This is a genomic window from Nocardioides maradonensis, assembly GCF_054777115.1.
The window spans coordinates 285,818-307,521 of the sequence record NZ_BAAHAZ010000002.1 but is presented as its reverse complement, the minus strand read 5'-3'; the positions used below and the strand labels follow the sequence as shown (position 1 = coordinate 307,521).

The 21,704-nt window shown below is 73.2% G+C and carries 19 protein-coding genes; 9 read left to right on the top strand and 10 right to left on the bottom strand.

Going from position 1 to position 21,704, the window contains the following annotated elements; genetic code table 11:
* Positions 1 to 40 precede the first annotated feature (40 nt).
* Both ACYVAQ_RS03145 and ACYVAQ_RS03140 read left to right on the top strand, forming a co-directional pair.
* Positions 41 to 517: an acyl-CoA thioesterase gene (locus ACYVAQ_RS03145; protein WP_460786994.1), complete on the top strand. Its 477-nt coding sequence runs from the start codon at positions 41 to 43 to the stop codon at positions 515 to 517.
* A complete protein-coding gene (locus ACYVAQ_RS03140) occupies positions 514 to 1,977 on the top strand; it encodes a hypothetical protein (RefSeq protein ID WP_460786993.1) in 1,464 nt (487 codons plus the stop codon). Before ACYVAQ_RS03145 ends, ACYVAQ_RS03140 begins: the two co-directional genes overlap by 4 nt.
* Before the next feature lie 14 nt (positions 1,978 to 1,991).
* On the opposite strand, the gene ACYVAQ_RS03135 is transcribed toward ACYVAQ_RS03140, so the two are convergent.
* On the bottom strand, positions 1,992 to 3,440 hold the full coding sequence (locus tag ACYVAQ_RS03135) for an NAD-dependent succinate-semialdehyde dehydrogenase (protein WP_460786992.1): 1,449 nt from the start codon (positions 3,438 to 3,440) through the stop codon (positions 1,992 to 1,994).
* Between the two features lie 53 nt (positions 3,441 to 3,493).
* On the opposite strand from ACYVAQ_RS03135, the gene leuE reads away from it, so the two are divergent.
* The 3 genes from leuE to ACYVAQ_RS03120 are packed head-to-tail and all read left to right on the top strand — an operon-like array spanning position 3,494 to position 5,327.
* Positions 3,494 to 4,147, top strand: coding sequence for a leucine efflux protein LeuE (gene leuE / locus ACYVAQ_RS03130; protein WP_460786991.1), 654 nt, complete (start codon positions 3,494 to 3,496; stop codon positions 4,145 to 4,147).
* Positions 4,147 to 4,704, top strand: coding sequence for a nucleotidyltransferase family protein (locus ACYVAQ_RS03125; protein WP_460786990.1), 558 nt, complete (start codon positions 4,147 to 4,149; stop codon positions 4,702 to 4,704). The genes leuE and ACYVAQ_RS03125 overlap by 1 nt, the downstream gene beginning before the upstream one ends.
* A gap of 2 nt (positions 4,705 to 4,706) precedes the next feature.
* Positions 4,707 to 5,327 carry an FMN-binding negative transcriptional regulator gene (locus ACYVAQ_RS03120; protein ID WP_460786989.1) on the top strand — a complete coding sequence of 207 codons (621 nt, stop codon included), beginning with the start codon at positions 4,707 to 4,709 and terminating at the stop codon, positions 5,325 to 5,327.
* Here the strand turns inward: ACYVAQ_RS03120 and ACYVAQ_RS03115 are convergent.
* From ACYVAQ_RS03115 to ACYVAQ_RS03085, 7 genes are all read right to left on the bottom strand, one after another.
* Complete coding sequence (locus ACYVAQ_RS03115) at positions 5,315 to 6,658, bottom strand: hypothetical protein (RefSeq protein WP_460786988.1); 1,344 nt, start codon at positions 6,656 to 6,658, stop codon at positions 5,315 to 5,317. The genes ACYVAQ_RS03120 and ACYVAQ_RS03115 overlap by 13 nt on opposite strands.
* Before the next feature lie 251 nt (positions 6,659 to 6,909).
* Positions 6,910 to 8,037, bottom strand: a complete 1,128-nt coding sequence (locus tag ACYVAQ_RS03110) for a bifunctional glycosyltransferase family 2/GtrA family protein (RefSeq protein WP_460786987.1) — start codon at positions 8,035 to 8,037, stop codon at positions 6,910 to 6,912.
* A complete protein-coding gene (locus tag ACYVAQ_RS03105; protein ID WP_460786986.1) occupies positions 8,034 to 9,965 on the bottom strand; it encodes an ArnT family glycosyltransferase in 1,932 nt (643 codons plus the stop codon). Before ACYVAQ_RS03105 ends, ACYVAQ_RS03110 begins: the two co-directional genes overlap by 4 nt.
* A gap of 88 nt (positions 9,966 to 10,053) precedes the next feature.
* Positions 10,054 to 10,782, bottom strand: a complete 729-nt coding sequence (locus ACYVAQ_RS03100) for an anti-sigma factor (RefSeq protein WP_460786985.1) — start codon at positions 10,780 to 10,782, stop codon at positions 10,054 to 10,056.
* Positions 10,779 to 11,393 carry an ECF RNA polymerase sigma factor SigK gene (gene sigK, locus ACYVAQ_RS03095; protein ID WP_460786984.1) on the bottom strand — a complete coding sequence of 205 codons (615 nt, stop codon included), beginning with the start codon at positions 11,391 to 11,393 and terminating at the stop codon, positions 10,779 to 10,781. The genes ACYVAQ_RS03100 and sigK overlap by 4 nt, the downstream gene beginning before the upstream one ends.
* Positions 11,394 to 11,414: 21 nt before the next feature.
* Entirely contained in the window at positions 11,415 to 12,035 is a 621-nt protein-coding gene (locus ACYVAQ_RS03090) for a fasciclin domain-containing protein (RefSeq protein WP_460786983.1), read from the bottom strand.
* A gap of 86 nt (positions 12,036 to 12,121) precedes the next feature.
* Positions 12,122 to 13,621: a molybdopterin-dependent oxidoreductase gene (locus ACYVAQ_RS03085; protein WP_460786982.1), complete on the bottom strand. Its 1,500-nt coding sequence runs from the start codon at positions 13,619 to 13,621 to the stop codon at positions 12,122 to 12,124.
* Between the two features lie 100 nt (positions 13,622 to 13,721).
* On the opposite strand from ACYVAQ_RS03085, the gene ACYVAQ_RS03080 reads away from it, so the two are divergent.
* The 4 genes from ACYVAQ_RS03080 to ACYVAQ_RS03065 are packed head-to-tail and all read left to right on the top strand — an operon-like array spanning position 13,722 to position 18,965.
* A complete protein-coding gene (locus tag ACYVAQ_RS03080) occupies positions 13,722 to 15,692 on the top strand; it encodes a DUF1365 family protein (RefSeq protein ID WP_460786981.1) in 1,971 nt (656 codons plus the stop codon).
* Positions 15,689 to 16,927 (top strand): class I SAM-dependent methyltransferase, encoded by a 1,239-nt coding sequence (locus tag ACYVAQ_RS03075; protein WP_460786980.1) that lies wholly within the window; start codon positions 15,689 to 15,691, stop codon positions 16,925 to 16,927. Before ACYVAQ_RS03080 ends, ACYVAQ_RS03075 begins: the two co-directional genes overlap by 4 nt.
* On the top strand, positions 16,924 to 18,168 hold the full coding sequence (locus ACYVAQ_RS03070) for a class I SAM-dependent methyltransferase (RefSeq protein ID WP_460786979.1): 1,245 nt from the start codon (positions 16,924 to 16,926) through the stop codon (positions 18,166 to 18,168). The genes ACYVAQ_RS03075 and ACYVAQ_RS03070 overlap by 4 nt, the downstream gene beginning before the upstream one ends.
* Positions 18,162 to 18,965 (top strand): DUF1295 domain-containing protein, encoded by an 804-nt coding sequence (locus ACYVAQ_RS03065; RefSeq protein ID WP_460786978.1) that lies wholly within the window; start codon positions 18,162 to 18,164, stop codon positions 18,963 to 18,965. Before ACYVAQ_RS03070 ends, ACYVAQ_RS03065 begins: the two co-directional genes overlap by 7 nt.
* A gap of 16 nt (positions 18,966 to 18,981) precedes the next feature.
* Here ACYVAQ_RS03065 and ACYVAQ_RS03060 read toward each other — a convergent pair whose 3' ends face one another.
* Complete coding sequence (locus ACYVAQ_RS03060; protein ID WP_460786977.1) at positions 18,982 to 20,304, bottom strand: TIGR01777 family oxidoreductase; 1,323 nt, start codon at positions 20,302 to 20,304, stop codon at positions 18,982 to 18,984.
* A gap of 19 nt (positions 20,305 to 20,323) precedes the next feature.
* Entirely contained in the window at positions 20,324 to 21,673 is a 1,350-nt protein-coding gene (locus tag ACYVAQ_RS03055; RefSeq protein WP_460786976.1) for a cryptochrome/photolyase family protein, read from the bottom strand.
* Positions 21,674 to 21,704 lie beyond the last annotated feature (31 nt).

The following is a 21,704-nucleotide window of genomic DNA, read 5'->3' as shown; positions in this document are numbered from 1 at the left end:
GCTCAGGAAGCTCCCAGGAGCCCCTGGGATCATCCTGGGTGTGGGGAATGTGTTCGACTGCGAGATCCCGGCACGCCTGCGGGACGTCAACCTGGCCGGTCACGTGGACAACGTGGAGGCGATGCGGGTCCTCGACGAGGCGCGCCAGCTGTTCCTGCGGTACGCCGTGCTGCCCGACTCCCCCGACGACCGGCCCGGGCTCTTCCGGGACGTGCCGGCCGGGGTGTCGGACCTGGTCGCGGCGCAGCGGGTGGAGTACCACGCGGAGATGCGCTTCGTGCCCTTCCAGCCGTTCCTGGTGCGGATGTGGGTCGGCCACCTGAGCCGCTCCTCGTTCACGACCTGCTTCGAGCTGCGGGTGGCCGCGGACCACGAGCCGGCGATCGTCGGCGAGTCGACGCTGGTGATGTGGGACCACGCGGAGGACGCCGCCTGGCGGTTCACCGACTCCGTGCGGACCACCCTCGACGCCTACCTCGGCCGGCCGGTGGCCCTGCGTCCGCGGCCGGGCGAATGACCAGGACGCGGCTGGCCGTCGCCGGCATCGCCCTCGTCGCCGCGCTGCTGCGGATCCCGTTCCTCACCTGGCCCGCCACGATCGACGACGGCGGCTTCTACCTGGTCGCCCAGTCCTGGCTGCACGGCGGGCCCAACATGTACGGCCACTACTGGGTCGACCGCCCACCCGGCCTGATCGCCCTCTTCGCCCTGGCCGCCGCGAGCGGCCACCTCATCGTCATGCGGCTGATCGCCCTGCTCGCGGTCGTGGTGCTCATCGTCGCGGTGGCCCGCGCCGTCCAGGTCCTCGGCGGATCGCCCGTCTGGGCCGCGGCCGTCGCCGCCGGCCTGACGCTGACGCCGCTGTTCGGCGCCGAGCTGGACCCCGGCGAGCTGCTCGCCGCCTCCGTCACGGCGCTCGCCTTCCTGGCCGCGGTCGAGGCACGTCGTACGCCGGGGTGGCGCGGCATCGTGCTCGCCGCGACGGCTGGCCTCGTCGCCGTCGCCGCGGCGTCGGTGAAGCAGAACTTCGTCGACGGCCTCGCCGCCGTGGCCGTGCTGCTGACGGCCGACCTGCTCAACCGACGCAGCAGCGAGCGACGGCGTTCACTGAGCCTCCTCCTCGCCTCCGGGGCCGGTGTCCTGGTGGGTGCGGTGGTGCTGCTGGTCGTGTCGGAGGTCGCGATGACCGGGCCCGGCGCGCTGTTCGACGCGCTCGTGACCTTCCGGATCGACGCGCGCAGCTACCTCGCCGCGAACCCCAGCAACCGACTGGCCACCCGGCTCGCGTCCCTCGACGACCGGGCGCTGCTCTCGGGCCTGCTCCCCCTCGTCGTCGTCCTCGCCGTCGCGGCGGTGCGCCGGTTCCGCGAGCCGAGCGCCGCCGGGCTCGCCGTCGCGGTGGGCATCGTCATCGGCGTGATCGGCATCGTCGGCGGCGGTGGCGCGTGGTCCCACTACCTGATCTGCCCCACCGTGTGGGTCGCGATCGGCGCGGGGTTGGCGGGGCGCTCGATCCTGACCCGGATCGCCGTGGGCGTGGTCGTCGTGTCGTGCGCCGTCAACCTCGTCGACCAGCTCGACGCCGGGCCGACGCACGAGTGGCGGGACGCCCGGGCGATCGGCCTGGCGATCCACCGCGCCGCCCAACCCGGGGACACCGCGATCGTCCTGTACGGCGTGGCCGACGTGCAGTACTACACCGGGCTGACCTCGCCGTACCCCTACCTGTGGTCGCTCCCGATGTGGGTGCGCGACCCCTCCCTCGCCGAGCTCCGCACGCTGGTGGCCGGGCCGGACGCACCGACCTGGATCGTGCAGACCAACGGCCACATCTTCGTCGGCGCCCACCGCGACGAGCTCGGTGCGCTCGTCGCGCAGCGCTACCGGCCGGTCAGCACCGCGTGCGGCAGCCGGATCTGGTTGCTCGCCGGCCAGGACCGTCCGATCCCGTCGACCTTCCGGTGCAGGAAGCCCTGATCCGCTGCCCCTGGTCAGATCAGGTCGACGCTGAAGTAGCGGGTCTCCTGGAACTCACGGATGCCCTCGCGCGCGCCCTCCCGGCCGATGCCGCTCTGCTTGACACCGCCGAACGGGGCGGACGGATCGGAGACCAGGCCGCGGTTGACGCCGACCATGCCGGCCTCGATCCGCTCGGCGAGCTTGAGGCCGTCCTGGAGCCGCCCCGCGTAGAGGTACGCCGCCAGCCCGTACTCGGTGTCGTTGACCAGCCGGACCATCTCGTCGAGGTCGGTCCAGGTGACGACGGGGGCGACCGGGCCGAAGATCTCGCCGGTGAGGATCTCCGCGTCCGGGGCGACGTCGGTGAGGATCGTGGGAGCGACGTACCAACCCTCGGGGGTGGTGGCCTGGTGGGCGATGCGGGCGCCGGCCGCGACGGCGGAGGCGACCTTGGCGTTGATCTCCTTGGCGGCCTTCTCGGTGATCATCGGGCCGATGTCGCTGCCCTCGGAGGCCGGGCCGACCTTGAGCGCCTCGACCGCCTTGCCGAAGCGGGCGACGAAGTCGTCGGCGACGTCGGCGTGCACGTAGAACCGGTTGGCCGCGGTGCAGGCCTGCCCACCGTTGCGGAACTTGGCGAGCATCGCACCCTTCACGGCCTCGTCGATGTCGGCGTCGGCGGTGACGATGAAGGGCGCGTTGCCGCCGAGCTCCATGCCGGTGTTGACGACGCGCTGGGCCGCCTGGGCGAGGAGCTTCTGGCCGACCGGCGTGGAGCCGGTGAAGGAGATCATCCGGATCCGGTCGTCCTCGAGCCAGGCGCCTACGAGGGCTCCGGAGTCGGTGCTGGGGACGACGTTCACGGCGCCCTCGGGCACACCGGCCTGCTGCATCAGGTCGGCCACCGCCAGCGCCGTCAGCGGCGTCTCGCTGGCGGGCTTGAGCACGACGGTGCAACCTGCCGCGAGCGCCGGGCCGATCTTGCGGGTGGCCATGGCCGCGGGGAAGTTCCACGGTGTGACGAGTGCGGCCACGCCGACGGGCTGGTGGGTCACGATCGTGCGCGCACCAGACGCCGGTGCGATCGAGTAGTCGCCCTCGCTGCGCACCGCCTCCTCGCCGAACCAGCGGAAGAACTCGGCGGCGTACGCCACCTCGGCGCGGGCGTCGGCCAGGCTCTTGCCGTTCTCCGCGCTCATCAAGGCCGCCAGCCGTTCGGTGTCGGCGACCATCAGCTCGTAGGTCCTGCGCAGCACCTCGCCGCGCTGCCGCGGGGTGGTGGCGGCCCACGCCGGGAAGGCGGCCGCGGCCGCGTCGACGGCGGCCTTGGCCTCGGCAGTGCCGCCCGAGTGCACCTTCGCGATGGTGCCGCCCGTGGCCGGGTCGTGGAGGTCGAAGGTCTCGCCGGTGTGCACCGGCTTCCCGTTGATGCGGAGTCCCGGGTCGACGCTCTCGACGGCAGTGCTGAAGTCCTCGCTCATACCGCCACGTTAACGCGATTGTGGAGGGTCGGAGCGGCTGAGATGATCGGAGGATGCTGGGCATCACCGACCTGTCGACGTACCTGGCCGGTCTGATCGTGATCATCCTGCTGCCCGGCCCGAACTCGCTCTACGTGCTGTCGGTCGCGGCCCGGCGCGGCCGGCGGGCGGCGTACACGGCGGCGTGCGGGGTGTTCACCGGCGATGCCGTGCTGATGACGCTCTCGGCGGCCGGGGTGGCGTCGCTGCTCGAGGCCAACCCGGTGGCGTTCGACGTCGTGAAGTTCGTCGGTGCGGGCTACCTCGGGTGGCTGGCGTTCACCATGATGCGCGCAGCGATCCGCACGTGGCGGATGCGCCGCGACGAGGTGCTCGCCGCGACCCGCGGCGTTCCGGTCGAGGAGCTGGAGCGGCCCTACCGACGCGCGCTCGTGATCAGCCTGCTCAACCCGAAGGCGATCCTGTTCTTCATCGCGTTCTTCGTGCAGTTCGTGGACCCGGCGTACGCCCACCCGGCGCTGTCGTTCCTCTTCCTCGGCGTCCTCGCCGAGATCGCGAGCGCGCTCTACCTGTCCACGTTGATCTTCGGTGGGGTGCGGCTGGCGGAGACCTTCCGTCGGCGCCGCGGGCTCGCCGCAGGTGGCACCTCCGCGGTCGCGACGGTGTTCCTCGGGTTCGCCGTCAAGCTGTCGCTGGCCCACGGCTGATGGACCCGCTGCTCGGGGTGGTGCTGGCTGCGGGGGCGGGCCGTCGCTACGGCGGTCCCAAGGCGTTCGTGCGGACGCCTGGTGGCGTGACCTGGCTGGAGCGGACCTGCTCGGTGCTGCTGGACGGGGGCTGCGACGCGGTCGTGGCGACGGTGCCGGTCGGTGGGGACGTGCCGGCGCTGGACGAGCGGGTGACGCTGCTGCCGCTGCGCACGTCCGGGCAGAGCGAGTCGCTGGCGGCGGCGCTGGACCTCGCCGTCGCGCGGGGCGCCGCCGCGGTGGTGGTGATGCTCGTGGACCTGCCGGACGTGGGCGCCTCGGTCGTGGCGCGGGTGCTCGACGGGGGTGTGGGAGCGGACTCGCTGGTGCGGGCGTCGTACGACGGGCGCCCCGGTCACCCGGTCCTCATCGGTTCCGCGCACCTCGTGCCCCTGCTCGGCACCCTGACCGGCGACACGGGGGCGAGCGCCTACCTCAAGGCGCACGGCGTTCAGCTCGTCGAGTGCGGTGACCTCGCCACCGGGATCGACGTCGACACCCCCCGAGAGGACACCTGATCGTGTACGTGCCCCCGTTCAACCGCGTCGCCGACCTCGAGGAGATCCGGGCGATGGTGGCCGCCACCCCGGCCGCGTGGCTGGTGACGACCGGCCCCGACGGCGTACCTCTCGCGACGCTGCTGCCGGTCGTCTGGGAGGGCGACCGCGTCATCGCGCACATGGCGAAGGCGAACGACCACTGGCGCGCGATCACCGACGACACGCCTGCCCTGGTGATCTGCCCCGGGCCCGACGCCTACGTCTCGCCGTCCTGGTACGCCGCCAAGGCCGAGCACGGCCGCGTCGTACCGACCTGGAACTACACGGCCGTGCACCTCACCGGCACCGCCGTCGTGCACCAGGACCCTGCGTGGTTGCTGTCGGCCGTGACAGCGCTGACCTCGGTGCACGAGAGCGGTCGTGCCGAGCCGTGGGCGGTCTCCGATGCGCCTGAGGCGTACGTCGAGGGCCAGCTGCGCGGCATCGTCGGCCTCGAGATCACCGTCACCGGCGTCGATGGCAAGGCCAAGCTCAGCCAGAACCGCTCGGCCGCCGACCGGGCCGGGGTGGTCGCGGGGCTGCGGGCCGAGGGTGACGCGGGGTCAGCCGCCGTCGCCGAGGCGATGGATCAGTCCCAGTAGAGCTCGCCGATGGTGGTGCCGTCGTCGGCCTGGATGGGTTCGACGTCGCGGGTGCCTCTAGGGGTGACGACGCGGCAGAGGCCGTGGGGTGTGGTCCACCGGTAGGCGCCGAGGCCGATCTGCTCGACCTGCCATCCGGGGTCGTGGGTCTTGATCCGGTGGTGGAGGCGGGTCAACGGGGCGTGGTTGCGGTCGGTGGTCTGGCCGGGTGGGCCGCCGGGGTCGTACGGGGTCACGTGGTCGTGATCCAGGCGGCGGGTGCTGCTGACCGAGTGGGGGAACGCGTCGCCGCCGGTACGCAGGATGCCGCGGGTCCGCATGCGGGTGGGGTGTTCGTAGGCGTGGCTCGTCTGGATCGCGTTGAGGTCCAGCACGGGCTGCAGCTTCACGTTGCGGTGCCCGACCAGGTCCTTCACTTGCTCGAGCAGGAGGGGGCCGAGGTCCTCGCACCGGGCCACACCGGCGTCGGCGAGGGTGGCTGCGGTGACGTGGAAGTAGAGGACCGCCTCACGCCGGGGCTTGTCGGGCAGTGACGGTGCGTCCGGTCCGCCGAGGAGGCGGAGTACGGCGGCGGGGTCGGCCATCAGCGCCAATGCTTGGGCCCGGAGCTGGTCGCGGGTGGGCTGCTCGGTGTGGGGGTCGAGGTTCTGGGCGAGCTTGTCGGCGAGGTCGTCGAGGAAGGTGTCGATCTCGACCAGGTCGGCGAGAGGGAGCTGCGCGGCAAGACGTCCGGTGGCGGGCTCGCAGGCACCGGCTTCTCCACCGAGGCGGTCGCCGGCACGGGGACGGGACCGCCAGACCCCGACCCGCTGTTCGTCGGCGGCGATCCTAGCGCGGTGGGCGTCGAGGTCGGCCTCGATGACCTTCGCTTCGGCGACCTGGAGCAGCTTCCCAGCAGGGAGCTGCCACGCGGCTGCGACCGCCACGTCGACCAGAGCAGCGGCATCGAGCGACAACGGCCGGGTCATGGCGGCGATCTTGCGGGCCACCCACACTTCGATCCGCAGCGCACCGACCTGCTCGAACAGCAGGGGCAGGCGGTGGCGCAGGTCGAGGGCGTCGGCGGCGAGGTTGCGGGTGGCGATCACGCCGGCCTTGCGGGCGATGGCGAGCTCGGCCCAGCACAGCTCGCTGACCGGTGGGGTGCCGTCGGCGCCGAGCTGGATGAGCCGATCCCCACCGGGCCGTTCGATGGGTTGTTCGGTGTGGAGGTCTGCCCAGGCCAGGACGAGCTCGATCTCCTCGACTGCGGCCTGTCGTTGGGTGCGGGCATTGTCGACCAGGCTGGCGAGGATGCCGCTGTGGTCGAGGTGGTGATCGCCCGAGATCATGTCCCCATTTTAGTCGTACAGGTGTGCGAGACAAGTGGATAAGCCTGTGAGTTGTGTGGAGAACTGGTCACATTTCGGAGGGGTGGCTGTGGGTTGGTTTCGATACGCCGCTCGCTGGCGCTCGCAGCTACTCAACCAACGACGAGGAGGGCGGCCGCGCAGCTGCGGCGCGGGCGCAGCGAGCAGCCTTGATGGGGGGTGCCGGGCGGCTACGGTGCAGCCGCCCCCGACCGACCCCGAGGACAAGCCCCCTACCGCATCACCCGCCGCAACGTGACGAAGCGGAGCATCGTGGCCAGCCCGTTCGCGGCCACGAGCACCACGAGCTCGGAGAGGCGCGAGGGGGACGGGTCGTCCAGGTGAAGCACCCCCAGCGCGCCCGAGGTGAGCAGCAGCCCGACCCCGAACGCGATCAGCCCCGCCACGTGGTGGCGCACGAGCCCGGCCCGCGAGCGGATCCCGAAGGTGAGGCGGCGGTTGACGGCGGTGTTGCCGATGGCGGTGACGAGGAGCGCGACGAGGTTCGCGAGCTGGGCGCCGACCGAGATCCGGCCGACCAGGTAGAGCAGCAGGTACGCCGCGGTGCTCAGCACCCCGACCGTCGCGAACCGCGCCGCCTGGGTGGCCAGCTCCTTCCCCGGTTCGGTACGCCGCACCCCCTCGAGATCGATCCGCCCGCCGACCAGGCCGCGGGCGAGCCGGGCGACGCCGAGCAGGTCGTCGCGGATCGTCGTACCGATGTCGACGCGGGAGTCCGGGTCGTCGACCCAGTCGACCGGCACCTCGTGGATCCGCAGGCCCGCGTCCTCGGCGAGCACGAGCAGCTCGGTGTCGAAGAACCACCCGTCGTCCTCGACGAGCGGCAGGAGCCGCTCGGCGACGTCGCGCCGGATCGCCTTGAACCCGCACTGCGCATCGGAGAACCCCGCCGACAGCACGCCCTGCAGCAGCAGGTTGTAGCCGCGCGAGATCAGCTCGCGCTTCGGGCCACGCACCACCCGGCTCCCCCGCGCCAGGCGGGTACCGATCGCGAGGTCGGAGTGCCCCGACAGCAGCGGCGCCAGCAGCGGTGGGAGGGCGCGCAGGTCGGTGGAGAGGTCGACGTCCATGTAGCCGACCACCTCGGCCCGCGACCGGCTCCACGCCTCCCGCAGCGCCAGGCCGCGCCCCTTGCGGTCCAGGCGCAACGCCCGTACGCCGGGCACCTGCCGCTCCAGCCGCGCCGCGATCTCCCAGGTGCCGTCGCTGCTCGCGTTGTCGGCGATCGTCACGGTCGCGTCGACGCCGGCCGAGCCGAGGTAGTCGACGAGGCGACGTACCGACGGCTCCAGCGCTCGCTCCTCGTTGTGGACCGGGATCACCAGCTCGACGGCACTCACGCGTTCTGGCCCATCCCGGTCGAGGTGGAGGAGGTCGACGTCAGGTCGTAGACCGTCGTGCCGCCGATCGTGGTGGCGGTGAAGCTCGACGCGACCCATGCCGTGATCTGCTCGGCGACCGAGTCGCCCGACGCACCGGGACCGCCCATCCCACCGGGGCTCCCGCTCGCGATGAAGTAGTGGATCCTGCCCGCGGCGACCTCCTGCTGGAACTGGGCGAGGGTCGGGCTCGACGCGGTTCCGTTGAAACCGCCGATCGCCATGACCGGCTCGCCGCTCGCGAGCTGGTAGCTCGCTGCGCTGCTGGACCGGACCGTCGCCGCCACCCAGGTGTACGACGCCGCGTCCTGCTGCAGCGCGGCCGTGAGCTCGCTGCTCACGCTCTCCCCACCGAACATCCCGCCGGCCATCCCGCCGGCCATCCCGCCGGCCATCCGCGGCCCGCCGCCCATCCGCGGCCCGCCGCCCATCCCCGACACCGGACCCGCGGTCACGATCGAACCGGTGTGTGCGGTGCCCACCGTGTCCAGCGTGTACGCCGCCGGCCCGATCGACGTGGTCAGCACCGCCGCCAGCACCAGCCCCACCACGGTCCGCCGGTCCAGCCGATCCACCACGAGCAGCAGCGCCGCGACGCCGAAGCCGAGCATGATCACCGGCCAGCGCAGGACGTCGTACGGGCTCCGACCGGCCTGGCCGAGCAGCACGAACGCCCAGGCAGCGCTCCCCGCCACAGCGACGGCGAGCACCACCCGCGCCCACGACTCCGAGCGCGAGCGCCACAGCACCGCCGAGCCGATCACAGCGGTCATCGCGATCCACGGAACCAGCGCCACCGTGTAGTAGTCGTGGTAGATCCCGGCCATGAACGAGAAGGTCAGGCCCGTGACCAGCATCGAGACACCGGTGAGGAGCAGAGCGGCGCGAAGCCGATCGGTGCGGGGCGCGCGACGCAGCGCGACCAGGCCGCCGACGAGCACCACCAGCGCGGCCGGCAGCAGCCACGAGATCATGCCGCCGGAGACACCACCGAACAGCCGCAGGATCCCCGCGTCCGACGAGAAGCCCGCGTTGCCCAGCCCCCCGGTCTCCGATCCGGTGAGGCGACCGAGCCCGTTGTAGCCCAGCACCAGCTCGAGGATGTTGTTGTTCGCGGAGCCGTCGATGTAGGGCCGGTCCGCGGCCGGCCACAGCTCCACGACGCAGATCCACCAGCCCGCACTGGCGATCAGGGCGCCGAACGCCACCAGCAGGTGCCGGACCCGGCGTCCCAGCGAGGTCGGCGCCGCGACCAGGTACACCAGCACGAAGGCCGGTAGCACCAGGAACGCCTGCAGCATCTTGGTCAGGAAGGCGAAGCCCACCAGCACCCCGGCCAGCGCCAGCCAGCGACCCCGCGCGACCTCCGCGGACCGCAGCGTCGCGTAGCCCGCCGCGACGAGCAGCAGGAGCAGCAGCGCGTCCGGGTTGTTGAACCGGAACATCAGCGACGCCGAGGGCGTGAGTGCGGTCGCCGCGCCCGCGATGAGGGCGGCGCGGGCGCCGGCCACCCGGCGTACGGTCAGGTAGGTGAGCCAGACCGTCGCGACGCCCATCAGGGCCTCGGGCACGAGGATGCTCCACGAGCTCAACCCGAACACGCGCACCGACAGGTCCATCACCCACAGCGACGCGGGCGGCTTGTCGACGGTGATCGCGTTGCCGGAGTCGAGCGAGCCGAAGAAGAAGGCCTTCCAGCTCACCGAGCCGGCCTGGACGGCCGCGGAGTAGAAGGAGTTGGCCCAGCCCGACGCCGAGAGCGACCACAGGTAGGTCACCGCGGTGGTGAGCAGCAGCGCGGCGAGGCCCGCCTGCTCGGGGTGCGGCCGTCGGCGACGCGGGGACGTGGGCGCCGACGGCGCCACCGGAGGATCGAGGAGTGCGGTCATGCCCCCGACGATGGCGGCGCGCGCTGTGCCCGGCGTCCGACGGACCTGTGAGCCTGTTGTGACTCGTCGCCGGACGCCGGGGCTGAGGTCATGCGGTGTTCATGCTCACCAGGGCGATCGGCTTGGTCGTGGGGGCGCTGCTGCCGCCCGCCTTCTCGACCGTGATGCCGAGCGCCTTGGCCGGCCCTGCGTTGCCCGTGACCACGTAGGTGAGGTCGGCCCCGTCCTCGAACAGCCCGGCCGGCTTCATCGTGCCCGAGGGGGCCAGCAACCACAGCTCGTAGACGTGACCGGCCGGCGCCTGGGTCATGCCCCGCGCCACCACCACCGCGCTGTTGAGCGCGACCGAGCGGTAGACGGTGACGCTGCCACCGCCGGCCACCTCGCCGGCGTACCTCTGCACGTCGGCAGCGTGGATGACCTGGTCCTGGGCGCTGGGCGGGGCGACCGACGAGCGGTCCCACGGGTGCAGCACGACGGTGGTGCCGCCGGCGACGATCGCGGCCGCCGCGGCGGCCAGGCCGACCTGCTGCCACAGCCGGCGTCGCAGCGGACGGACGTTGTCGGGAGCGGGCTCCGCGGGCACCGGCGGCAGCGGACGTACGTCGGCGATGCCGGCCAGCACGCTCGCGCGCAGGCTCGGCGGCGGCGTCTGCTCGGTGGTCGCGGCGATCTCGACCGCGGCGGCCTGCAGGTCCGCGACCTCCTGGCGGCAGGCCTCGCAGTCCGCGAGGTGCCGCTCGAAGTCGGCTCGTTCGGCGTCGTCGAGGGCGTCGACGGCGTAGGCACCGGAGAGTGCGTGGATGTCGCTGCTCATCGGTTCACCCCCACTCCCAGAGTGTCTCTCAACCGGATCAGGCCGTCCCTGATCCGGGTCTTCGCCGTCCCGAGCGGCAGGTCGAGCAGGCCGGCGACCTCGGTGTGCGTGTAGCCGCCGAGGTAGGCCAGCGACACCGCCTCCCGCTGCACCGGGGTGAGCGTCGCGAGCGCGCTGCGCACCCGGCGCGCCTCCAGCGAGGCGTGCGCCGCCTCGGCGGTCGAGTCGTGCTCGACCTCCTGGTTGCGCCGCTCGTAGGCCTCGTCCCGGCGGCCCGCGGCCTCGGCGGACCGCACCCGGTCCACCGCGCGCCGGTGGGCGATCGTCAGGATCCAGGCCTGCGGGCTGCCCTTCGCGGCGTCGTACCGGGCCGACGTGCGCCACACCTCGAGGAACGCCTCCTGGGCGACCTCCTCGGCCTGGTGCGGGTCGCGGACGACACGGCGCACGAGCCCGTAGACCCGGGCGGACGTGGCGTCGTACAGCTCGGCGAACGCGGCCTGGTCACCGCGCGCCGAGCGGCGCAGCAGGTCGGCCAGGTCGGGGATGCCCGCACCGGGCGGCGCCTCCGGCGAGGAGGTGCCGCCCGGTTCGGGGTGTGGCTGGTCCATGGGACTGATTCTTCCCTCAGGTCACATCTTGGGGAGGAGGACCTGGTCGATCACGTAGACCGTGGCGTTGGCGGTGGGGATGTTGCCGCACAGGACGTGCGCACCGTCGACGGTCATGCCGTCGGTGCTGCCCGCCACGGTGACCTTGTCCTTGTTGAGGGTGGTCTGGGTGCCGACGACCTGGCTCGGGTCGAGCTGGCCGGCGATGACGTGGTGGGTCAGGATCTCGGTGAGCACCTTCTTGTTGGCGAGGACGGCCTTGAGCTGCTTGGCCGGGATCTTCGCGAACGCGTCGTCGGTCGGCGCGAAGACGGTGAGGCCCGAGGCACCGTTGAGGGTGTCCACGAGGCCCGCCTTGGTGACGGCGGCGACGAGGGTCTTGAGCAGCGGGTTGTTGCTGGCGGCGGTCGCGACGGGGTCGTTGACCATGCCGTCGAAGGAGCCCGCGCCGGAGGTCGGGATGGCCGAGCAGGCCGGGCCGAAGGTCTGCGCGCCGGCGTCGGAGGCCATGCCGGTCGAGGCCGCCGTCGTGGTGGTCGTGTCGGCCGCGTTGTCGTTGTTGCTGCCGCATGCGGACAGACCGCCGGTCAGGGCGAGGGCGAGGGCTGCGACAGCGCCGGTACGGCGAAGGGTGCTGGTCATGGTCATGCCTTCCGAAGAGTCAGACCCGTGGTGGGTCCTGGTGAAAGTGGTTCGGAGCGAGTCGGGGATCGGATGGGTCGGAGTCGTCACGAGACCGACACCGAGATGGACTGGATGCCGCTGGAGCCCGACGGGAACGGGGTCGCGCGGACGGCGGACTGGACGGTGCCGGCGCCGTCGGTGACCCGGCAGCTGAGCAGGTGGGTGCCGGGCGTCGCGGACCACCGGTGGAACCACTGGCGCCAGTAGTCGTTGCCGCCGGAGGGTCCGAGCTGCGCCTCGGTCCACGCGCCCCCGTCGATGCTGACCTCGACCTTGGCGACGCCGCCGGACTCCTGCGCCCACGCGACCCCGCCGATCACGACGTCGCCGGCCTTCAGCTGCTGCAGCGCGCGCGGGGTGTCGATCCGGCTGGAGATCCTGATCGGCGCGTCGGTGGCCCACCCCCGCTGCGTCCAGTACGCCGCGTGCCCGGCGTACGTCGTGAGGGTGAGCCGGGTGACCCACTTGGTGGCGCTGATGAAGCCGTAGAGGCCGGGGATCACCATCCGGGCGGGGAAGCCGTGCTCCCGCGGCAGGGGTACGCCGTTCATGCCGACCGCCACGATCGCGTCGCGGCCGTCGGTCGCCAGGGCAAGCGGGGTGCTGATGGTCATCCCGCCCACGTCGGTGCTGAGGATCTGGTCGGCGCCAGCCTGCACGCCGGCCCGGTCCAGCAGGTCGGCGAGTCGTACGCCGAGCCAGCGCGCGCCGCCGACGTACGGGCCGCCGACGCTGTTGCTCACGCAGGTGAGGGTGATGTCGCGCTCGACCAGCGGCATCGCGAGCAGCTCGTCGAAGCCGATGCTGAACGGGTGGTCGACCATCCCGTCCACGGTGAGGCTCCACGAGGAGCTGTCGACGACGGGGACGTCGAGGCGGGTGTCGACCCGGTAGAACCGGCCGTTCGGCGTCACGAACGGCGTGATCCCGGGGACGGTCCGGTCCAGTCCGGCGGCGAGCGGTCGCGCCGCGTCCACCGGCGGCGGGAGCGTGATGTTCTCCGGTCGGGCGCGGTGGCTGATCACCTTGCGGCCGAGCTCGCCGATGCCGGTGGCGCCGACCGCGACCACGCCGAGGCCGATCAGCACGGCACGTCGCGAGCCCGCCTCCGCGCCGGAGGGGTGCTCCAGCCGGAGCAACCCCAGCAGCGCGAGGGACGCGACCACCGCGGCCGCCACGCTCGGCAGCACGTCGCTCGCCGTCGCGATCGGCCGGGTCAGCGCGCACACCGCCGCCACGGCGGAGAGGAGCACGAAGGCACCCACCCCGAACGCCGTACGCCGCCGGGCCAGCGGCCCGACCACGCAGCTCACCAGCAGCACCACGACGAGCACCGAGCCGGTGAGGATCGTCTTGTCGTGGGTGCCGAAGTGGCTGATCGCCCACTCCTTGACCGGGGTCGGGGTGTGGTCGATGACGACCGATCCGACGGCCAGGACGGGCGACGCGGCGGGCGTGGTGAACGCGGCGAGCAGGTGTCCGGCGGCGAGGCCGAGGCCTCCTGCGGCGGGTCCGAGGGCGGCGGTGGCCAGGCGGTTCCTCATGGCACCTGTTCGGTGCCGGGACGTGTTCCGGATGGGACCCATCCGCTGAGCACAGCGGCTCCGAACACCGGTCATGATGCAACCGACGCACCCTCGCCGGGTGGCCGTGATCGGGTCGGGCGTGGCCGGCCTGACGGCGGCGTACGTCTGCTCGTACGACGCGCAGGTGACCCTGTTCGAGGCGGCCGGCCGGCTCGGCGGGCACGCCGACACCCACCGCGTCACCGACCCCACCGGCCGCGAGCTCGGCATCGACACCGGCTTCATCGTGCACAACGGGCGCACGTACCCGACGCTGCTGCGGCTGTTCGCCGAGCTCGGCGTCCCGACCCAGGAGTCGGAGATGTCGATGTCGATGGCCGACGAGGCCAGCGGGGTGACCTGGGCCGGCGCGCGCGGGCTCGGTGGCCTGGTGCCGGCCGGCGGTGCGCGCCACCTCGGCGCACACCTGCGCATGCTGCGCGAGATCCCGCGCTTCCACCGCGCCGCGCGCGCCCTCCTCGAGACGAGCGGCGAGGACCTCACGCCACTGGCCGACTTCCTCGAGCAGGGCGGCTTCTCGGCGTACTTCGTCCGGCACTTCATGGAGCCGCTCGTGGCGGCCGTGTGGTCCTGCGACCCGGAGCTGGCGGGCGCCTACCCGGCCCGCTACCTGTTCGCTTTCCTCGCCCACCACGGCATGCTGTCGGTCACCGGCAGCCCGACCTGGCGCACGGTGACCGGCGGCTCGAAGGTGTACGTCGACCGCGTGGCCGCCGCCCTCGAGCAGCGCGGCGGACACGTCCGGCTCGGCGCCGCGGTCACCGGCGTCCTCGACACCGGCAGCGCCGTCGAGGTCACCGTGGACGGAGTCCGCGAGACCTACGACCAGGTCGTCATCGCGACGCACCCGCACCAGGCCCTAGCGCTGCTCGACGACGCGACGCCGGCGCACAAGGAGGTGCTCGGCGCGATCACCTACTCGCCGAACACCGCAGTGCTGCACACCGACATCTCCCTGCTCCCGGACGCCGACCGGCTGCGCGCCTCCTGGAACTTCCGGCGCCGCCGCGAGGGCGCGGGCCCGGTCACCATCACCTACGACCTCACCCGGCTGCAGCGGCTGCCCACCGAAGCGCGCTACCTCGTCACCCTCGGTGGCGAGGGACTGATCGACCCCGAGCACGTCATCGACGTGATGTCCTACGAGCACCCGCTCTACACCCCCGAGAGCGTGGCGGCGCAGCGCCGACTGCCCGAGCTCGACACCGATCGGATCGCGTTCGCGGGCGCGTACCACGGCTGGGGCTTCCACGAGGACGGCGCACGCTCGGGCGTCGCGGCAGCGGGTCGGCTCGGCCATCCCTGGGGGACGACCGGGCCGGCCCGCGAACCCGCCCCGCAGCTCTACCGCACCACCGTCGAGCACGTACGCCGCCGCCCCTGGCCGCGTGCCTTCCGGCTGAGGTCGTGGATGTGGGTGGTCGACCTGGACGAGGGCGCCGAGCCGCCGTCGTACGGCGTCCTCGGCACCTTCGAGGCGCGCGACCACCTCGGCGACCCGCACCTCTCGATCCGGGAGAACCTCGCCCGCTTCCTGCGCAGCCACGACATCGACCTGACCGGCGCACGCGTCAGGATGGCCGCCCAGCCCCGAGCCCTCGGCCACTGCTTCAACCCGATCAGCGTGTTCTGGTGCACGGCACCCGACGGCAGCCCGCTCGCGACCGTCGTCGAGGTGCACAACACCTACGGCGACCGGCACGCGTACCTGCTCGAGCCCGGCAGCACCACCGTCGGCAAGCAGATGTACGTCTCGCCCTTCCACGGCGTCGACGGCTCCTACCGCGTCTCCGCACCCGAGCCCGGCGACCGGCTGCGCATCTCCGTGGTGCTCCGCACCGATGACGGCGCCACCTTCACCGCCACGCTGAACGGCACGCGGGAGCCGGCCACCGGCTCCACCTTCGTGCGCGCCGCCATGGCCGGGATCCGCGACAGCCTGCTCATCCGCGCGCACGGGATCGCCCTCTGGCTGCGGCGTCTTCCCGTGCAGCCCCGCCCCTCCCACCACCAGGAAGGTGTCCGATGACCGTCACCCAGACCCGGACCGTGCCGCTGTGGCGCGACCTGCCCGCGCCCCCGCCGGGCCCCCGCACCGCCGTCAGCGCGGCGATCGCCCGGGCCCTCTTCGTGGCGGCGGTCGACCGGCTGCCCGTGACGGTCCGGCTGCACGAGGAGTCGGGCGTGCGGGTCCTCGGCCGCGGCGGTCCCGAGATGCACGTACGCCGCCCCGACGAGCTCTTCGCCCGGCTCGGCCGGGACGCCAACATCGGGTTCGGCGAGGCGTACCTGACCGGCGCCTGGGACGCTCCCGACCTGGCGGGCTTCCTCACCGTTCTGGCCGCTCGCCTGGAGCACCTGGTGCCCCGGCCGCTCCACGCGGCACGCGCCGTCGTGATCCCGCGGATCGGCCGCCACGACCACGGTCGCGAGGAGGACACGCAGCGCAACATCGCCCACCACTACGACCTCTCGAACGACCTCTTCGCGACCTTCCTCGACCCGACGATGACCTACTCCAGCGCCTGGTTCGAGGAGGGCGACGACCTGGAGCGGGCCCAGCTGCGCAAGATCGACGCGCTGCTCGACCTGGCCGGCGTCGGTGCCGGCACCCGGGTGCTCGAGATCGGCACCGGCTGGGGCGCGCTCGCGATCCGCGCCGCCTCGCGCGGAGCAGTCGTCCGGTCGATCACGCTGTCCGAGGAGCAGGCCGAGCTGGCGCGCTCGCGGGTCGCGGACGCCGGCTTTTCCGGCTCGGTGGAGGTCGACCTGTGCGACTACCGCGCCGTCTCCGGTCAGTACGACGCGGTCGTGTCGGTCGAGATGATAGAGGCCGTCGGCTGGCGGTACTGGTCGACGTACTTCTCGACGATCGACCGGGTCCTCGCCCCGGGCGGCCGGGTCGCGATCCAGGCCATCACGATGGCCGACCACCGGATGCGGGCGACCCGCGACGGCGCGACCTGGATCACCAAGTACATCTTCCCCGGTGGCTTCCTGCCCTCGGTCGCGGCGCTCGACCGCACCACCCGCGCGGACACGACGCTGCGGCTCACCGGCCGCACCGCGCTCGGGACGCACTACGCGGAGACGCTGCGCCGCTGGGACGAGGCGTTCACCGCGCAGGCCGACCGGGTGGCGGAGCTCGGGTTCGACGGCGACTTCCGCCGGATGTGGCACTACTACCTGGAGTACTGCCGCGCCGGCTTCGCCGCCGGCTACATCGACGTCCACCAGCTGCTGTTCACCCGGGAGTCCGCATGACCACCGACCTCGCCCCTCGGCTCGCACACGTGGTGAGCCCGCTCGTCGAGGAGCTCCCCGTCCGGCTGCGCGCCTGGGACGGCTCCGAGGCCGGGCCCACCGACGCTCCGCTCGTCGAGCTGCGCAGCCCGCAGGCACTGCGCCGGCTGCTGTGGAGCCCGGGCGAGCTCGGTGCCGCGCAGGCGTACGTCAGCGGAGACGCGGACCTGCCGGGCGACCTGGACACCACCCTGGGGCTTCTGATGGGTGCGGGGCGAGAGGCCGCTCCCGGCGTACGTCCTCGGGTGCGGGCGCTGCTGCGGGCGCTGCGGGTGGCGCGGGAGGCCGAGCTGCTCGGGCGCCCGCCGGCCGCTCCGGCGACGCAGGCAAAGATCCGGGGCCGGCTGCACTCGCGGGCCCGCGACCGGGCCTCGATCAGCCACCACTACGACCTCTCCAACGAGTTCTACGCGCTGATCCTGGACGAGTCGATGGCCTACTCCTCGGGCTACCACGCCACCCCCGGCACGCCGCTGGCCGAGGCCCAGCAGGCCAAGCTCGACCTGATCATCGCCAAGCTCGGTCTGCAGCCGGGCGACACGCTGCTCGACGTCGGCTGCGGCTGGGGCTCGCTGACCCTGCACGCGGCGAAGAAGGGCATCCGGGTCACCGGCGTCACCATCGCCGCCGAGCAGCAGCGGTTCGTGAAGGAGCGCATCGACGCGCTCGGGCTCGGCGAGCTGGCCCAGGTGCGGGTGTGCGACTACCGCGACGCCACCGGCCAGTACGACGCCGTCGCCTCGGTCGAGATGGGCGAGCACGTCGGCGAGGGCAACTACCCGACGTACGCCCAGCTCCTGCACGACCGCGTCCGGCCCGGCGGGCACGTGCTCGTCCAGCAGATGTCGCGCACCGGCCGGCACCCGGGCGGCGGCCCGTTCATCGAGTCCTTCATCGCGCCCGACATGCACATGCGACCCGTCGGCGAGACGGTCGCCTTCCTCGAGCGGGCCGGCCTCGAGCTGCGCGACGTCCACGCCCTGCGTGAGCACTACGTGCTCACTGTCGCCGGCTGGCTGGAGCGCTTCGAGAGCAATGTCGACCGGCTGACCGAGCTCGTCGGCGAGGAGATGGTCCGCGTCTGGCGGCTCTACCTCGTCGGTGGAGGCGCCGCCTTCCGCGACGGCCGGATGGGCGTCGACCAGATCCTGCTCGTGCGTCCCGGCGCCGACCACCACCTCCCGCTGGCGCGGTCGTGGTGACCGTCCTCGCTGCCGCCCTCGCGGTGGCGGTCGTGATGGTGGGCGCGGCCGCGTGGTCGCGCCGCCTCCAGAGGTACGCCGTCGTGGACGCCGCCTGGGGAGCGGCCTTCGTGGCAGCGGCCGTTGTGGGGGCGGTCGCTGCCCAGGTCGCGTCCGGCGGGTCGGGTGGCACGATCGCCCGGCGCTGGCTGCTCGTCATCCTCGTCGCGGTCTGGGGCGGGAGGCTGACCTGGCACCTGCTGGGACGGGTGACGACGTCCGACCACGACGACCCGCGCTACGAGCAGATGATGGGCGGGCCCTTCCGCGAGGTGCCCTTCGGGCGGGTGCTGGTCAAGGTGTTCCTCCTCCAAGCCGTCGCGGTGGCGATCGTGTCCGCCCCGGTGGTCGCGGGCGAGGCCCTCGCCCCGGACGGTGCGTGGGCCTGGCAGGTCGTCCCCGGGGTCATGCTCTGGGCGGCCGGCCTGGTCTTCGAGGCGGTGGGCGACGCGCAGCTCGCGGCGTACCGCGCCGACCCCGACCGCGGACCGGTCCTCGACACCGGCCTGTGGGCCTGGACCCGCCACCCGAACTACTTCGGCGACGCCTGCGTCTGGTGGGGACTGTGGCTGGTCGGCGGTGTGGCCTCCGGGCCCTGGGTCGCCCTCGCCACGCTGCCCGGGCCCGTCGTGATGACGTGGTTCCTCACCGTCGTCTCCGGCGCCCGGCTCACCGATCGCCGCATGGAGGGGCGTCCAGGCTGGGCGGAGTACGCCGCCCGCACCCCGATGTTCCTCCCCCGCCCACCCCGACGCTGACCCTCCTACGTCGAAGTCAGGCCGACCCCAGCACGTGCCGCAGCGCTGGCTCGAGGGTCGGGAAGCGGAAGCGGTGGTCCAGCCGCTCGAGCACGGCGGGCTGGACGCGCTGGCTTGCGAGCGCGACCTCGCGCGCACCGTCCGCGCCGAGCAGCAACCTGGGGCCGAACGACGGGACCGGCAGGACCGCGGGCCGGTGGACCGCCCGCCCCAGCGCCTTCGCGTACGCCGATCCGGTGACCGGAGTGGGAGCCACCGCGTTGACCGGCCCGGACAGGCGCTCGTCGACGAGCGCGCGCAGGTAGACGTCGAGCAGGTCGTCGATGCCGATCCACGACTGCCACTGGCTGCCGCCGCCGACCGGGCCGCCGAGGCCGGCGGCGTACAGGGGGCGGAGCAGCGCGAGGGCGCCACCGGCCGGGCTCTGCACGATGCCGGTGCGGACGCACACCACCCGCGACGCACCCGAAGCCGCCGAGGCCGCCTCCTCCCAGCCCGCCACGACGTCGGCGAGGAAGCCGTCGCCCCGCTCGCTGTCCTCGGTGAGCAGCTCGTCGCCCCGGTCGGCGCCGTACAGGCCGATCGCGGAGGCGGAGACGAAGGTGCCCACGCCCGCCCGCGCGGCCAGCTCGGCCAGCCGCCGGGTCGGCTCGATCCGGCTGTCCCGGATGGCCGCGCGGTGCTCCGCCGTGAAGCGTCCGGCGATGCTCGCGCCGGCCAGGTGCACCACGGCGTCGACGCCGTCGAGCAGGTCGGGCGCCGGCGAGGACGGGTCCCACTTCCGCTCGTCCGGACTCGACACCGCTCCGCGGACCAGCCGCACGACCCGGTGGCCGCCGGTGGTCAGGAACGCGGTCAGCGCCATACCGACGAGCCCGCTCGCGCCGGTGACCGCCACCGTCAGGGGCGCGTCCCGCAGCGACCGCGCCCACGAGTGCGCGGTCAGGTCTCCGAGCAGCTGGCGCTGCCGGTAGCCGAACATCGGCGCCACGAACCGCGCCGGCGCCGTGGTCGAGACACGGTCGGTCAGCGAGGACCCACCGGCCGCCGGCTCGATCCGGTGCTGGTGCCGCCACCGCACCGGTACGACGAACGGCCGCGACACCAGCTCGTCGACGAACTGCTCGCCCTCGACGTACCCCTCCGGGTCGTGCCGCGCCACCCAGCGCCGTCCCGCGGGCAACGCGAAGACGGCCTCCCCGTCACGCAGCGAGGACGCCTCCTGCAGCACCCTGATCGGCTGCCACGGCGGGGTCAGCCGGTGCACCGCGCCGGGGCGCGCGTGCCAGGCGAACACCTCCTCGGCGGGAAACGGCAGGTCCTGGATCCGCTCGAACATCGCTCTCCTCCTCGACGCCTCAATGGCCGCGCCGCAGCTCCTCGTACGCCGCCAGCGCCGACGCGCGCTCCTCGCCGTGGTCGACGATCGGAGCCGAGTACCCGTCCGGCGGCCCCGCACGCCACGGCTCGTGGATCTCCTTCGGCCCGAGCCCGCGCAGCTCGGGCACCCAACGCCGGATGTAGTCGCCCGAGGGGTCGAACCGGCGCGACTGGGTGACCGGGTTGAAGATCCGGAAGTACGGCGACGCGTCGGTCCCGCAGCCCGCGGTCCACTGCCAGCCGTGCTGGTTGCTGGCCAGGTCGCCGTCCACGAGGCGCGTCATGAAGTGCCGGGCACCGTGCCGCCACGCGACCTTGAGGTCCTTGACCAGGAAGGACGCGACGAGCATCCGAACCCGGTTGTGCATCCAGCCCTCGGCCCGCAGCTGCCGCATCCCGGCATCGACGAGCGGGTAGCCGGTGCGGCCCTCCGCCCACGCGGCGAGCCGCTCCGCCAGCAGGTCGCCGCTCACCCACGGGAGCCCGTCGAGCTGCGGGTGCAGCGAGGAGCGCGCCGACTCCGGCTGGTGGTGCAGCACGTCGGCGTAGAACTCGCGCCAGGCCAGCTCGGCGCGGTACGTCGTGTCGTCGGGCCCGAGGTCGGCGAGCAGGGTGCGCGGGTGGATCGCCCCGATCTTGAGGTACGCCGAGAGCCGTGACGTCGAGTCCAGGTCCGGGCGGTCCCTCTCCTCGGCGTAGTCGGGCAGCCGCTCCAGGAACTCCGACCAGGTCCGGTGGGCGGCGGCCTCACCGGCCTCCGGGAGGACCGTGCCGTCGAGGTCCGGGTCGTCGGGGAGGTCCTCGGTCGGCAGTCCCTTCCACGTCGTCGCCGCGGCGTCCGAGGCGGCCGGAGCCCGCCAGCCGTGGGCCAGCCAGGCCTTCAGGAAGGGCGTGAACACCTGGTACGGCGTCCCCCCGCCCGTCAGCAGCCGCCCCGGCGCCACGGCGTACGGCGATCCGGTCCGGACCAGCGGGACGGTGAGCGCGGACTCGACGCGGCGGTCGCGCTCGGCGCCGTACGGACCGAAGTCGGCGGAGACGTGCACGGCCTCCGCGTCCGCCTCCGCGGCCACCTGCGCCAGCACGTGCTCCGGGCGCCCCGACCGCACGACCAGGCCCGGCCCGCTCGCACGCAGGTCCGCGTCGAGGGCGCGCAGCGAGCGCAGCAGGAACGCGACCCGCGGAGCGCCGGAGGGCCGCAGCAGCGCGGGATCCAGCACGAACAGCGGCACCACGCCGTCACGCCCGCCCGCCGACGCCGCGGCCAGCAGCGCGGCGTGGTCGGCCAGGCGGAGATCGCGGCGGAACCACAGCACCTGCGTCGCCATGCGTCGTCCTCCCCGTCGGTCCTCGTCCGTG

Excerpts from the sequence above, each read along its gene's own strand:
- ACYVAQ_RS03140 (WP_460786993.1), top strand. The coding sequence starts at position 514 with ATGACCAGGACGCGGCTGGCCGTCGCCGGCATCGCCCTCGTCGCCGCG.
- ACYVAQ_RS03135 (WP_460786992.1), bottom strand. The coding sequence starts at position 3,440 with ATGAGCGAGGACTTCAGCACTGCCGTCGAGAGCGTCGACCCGGGACTC.
- leuE (WP_460786991.1), top strand. The coding sequence starts at position 3,494 with ATGCTGGGCATCACCGACCTGTCGACGTACCTGGCCGGTCTGATCGTG.
- ACYVAQ_RS03125 (WP_460786990.1), top strand. The coding sequence starts at position 4,147 with ATGGACCCGCTGCTCGGGGTGGTGCTGGCTGCGGGGGCGGGCCGTCGC.
- ACYVAQ_RS03115 (WP_460786988.1), bottom strand. The coding sequence starts at position 6,658 with ATGATCTCGGGCGATCACCACCTCGACCACAGCGGCATCCTCGCCAGC.
- ACYVAQ_RS03105 (WP_460786986.1), bottom strand. The coding sequence starts at position 9,965 with ATGACCGCACTCCTCGATCCTCCGGTGGCGCCGTCGGCGCCCACGTCC.
- ACYVAQ_RS03100 (WP_460786985.1), bottom strand. The coding sequence starts at position 10,782 with ATGAGCAGCGACATCCACGCACTCTCCGGTGCCTACGCCGTCGACGCC.
- sigK (WP_460786984.1), bottom strand. The coding sequence starts at position 11,393 with ATGGACCAGCCACACCCCGAACCGGGCGGCACCTCCTCGCCGGAGGCG.
- ACYVAQ_RS03090 (WP_460786983.1), bottom strand. The coding sequence starts at position 12,035 with ATGACCAGCACCCTTCGCCGTACCGGCGCTGTCGCAGCCCTCGCCCTC.
- ACYVAQ_RS03085 (WP_460786982.1), bottom strand. The coding sequence starts at position 13,621 with ATGAGGAACCGCCTGGCCACCGCCGCCCTCGGACCCGCCGCAGGAGGC.
- ACYVAQ_RS03075 (WP_460786980.1), top strand. The coding sequence starts at position 15,689 with ATGACCGTCACCCAGACCCGGACCGTGCCGCTGTGGCGCGACCTGCCC.
- ACYVAQ_RS03070 (WP_460786979.1), top strand. The coding sequence starts at position 16,924 with ATGACCACCGACCTCGCCCCTCGGCTCGCACACGTGGTGAGCCCGCTC.
- ACYVAQ_RS03060 (WP_460786977.1), bottom strand. The coding sequence starts at position 20,304 with ATGTTCGAGCGGATCCAGGACCTGCCGTTTCCCGCCGAGGAGGTGTTC.
- ACYVAQ_RS03055 (WP_460786976.1), bottom strand. The coding sequence starts at position 21,673 with ATGGCGACGCAGGTGCTGTGGTTCCGCCGCGATCTCCGCCTGGCCGAC.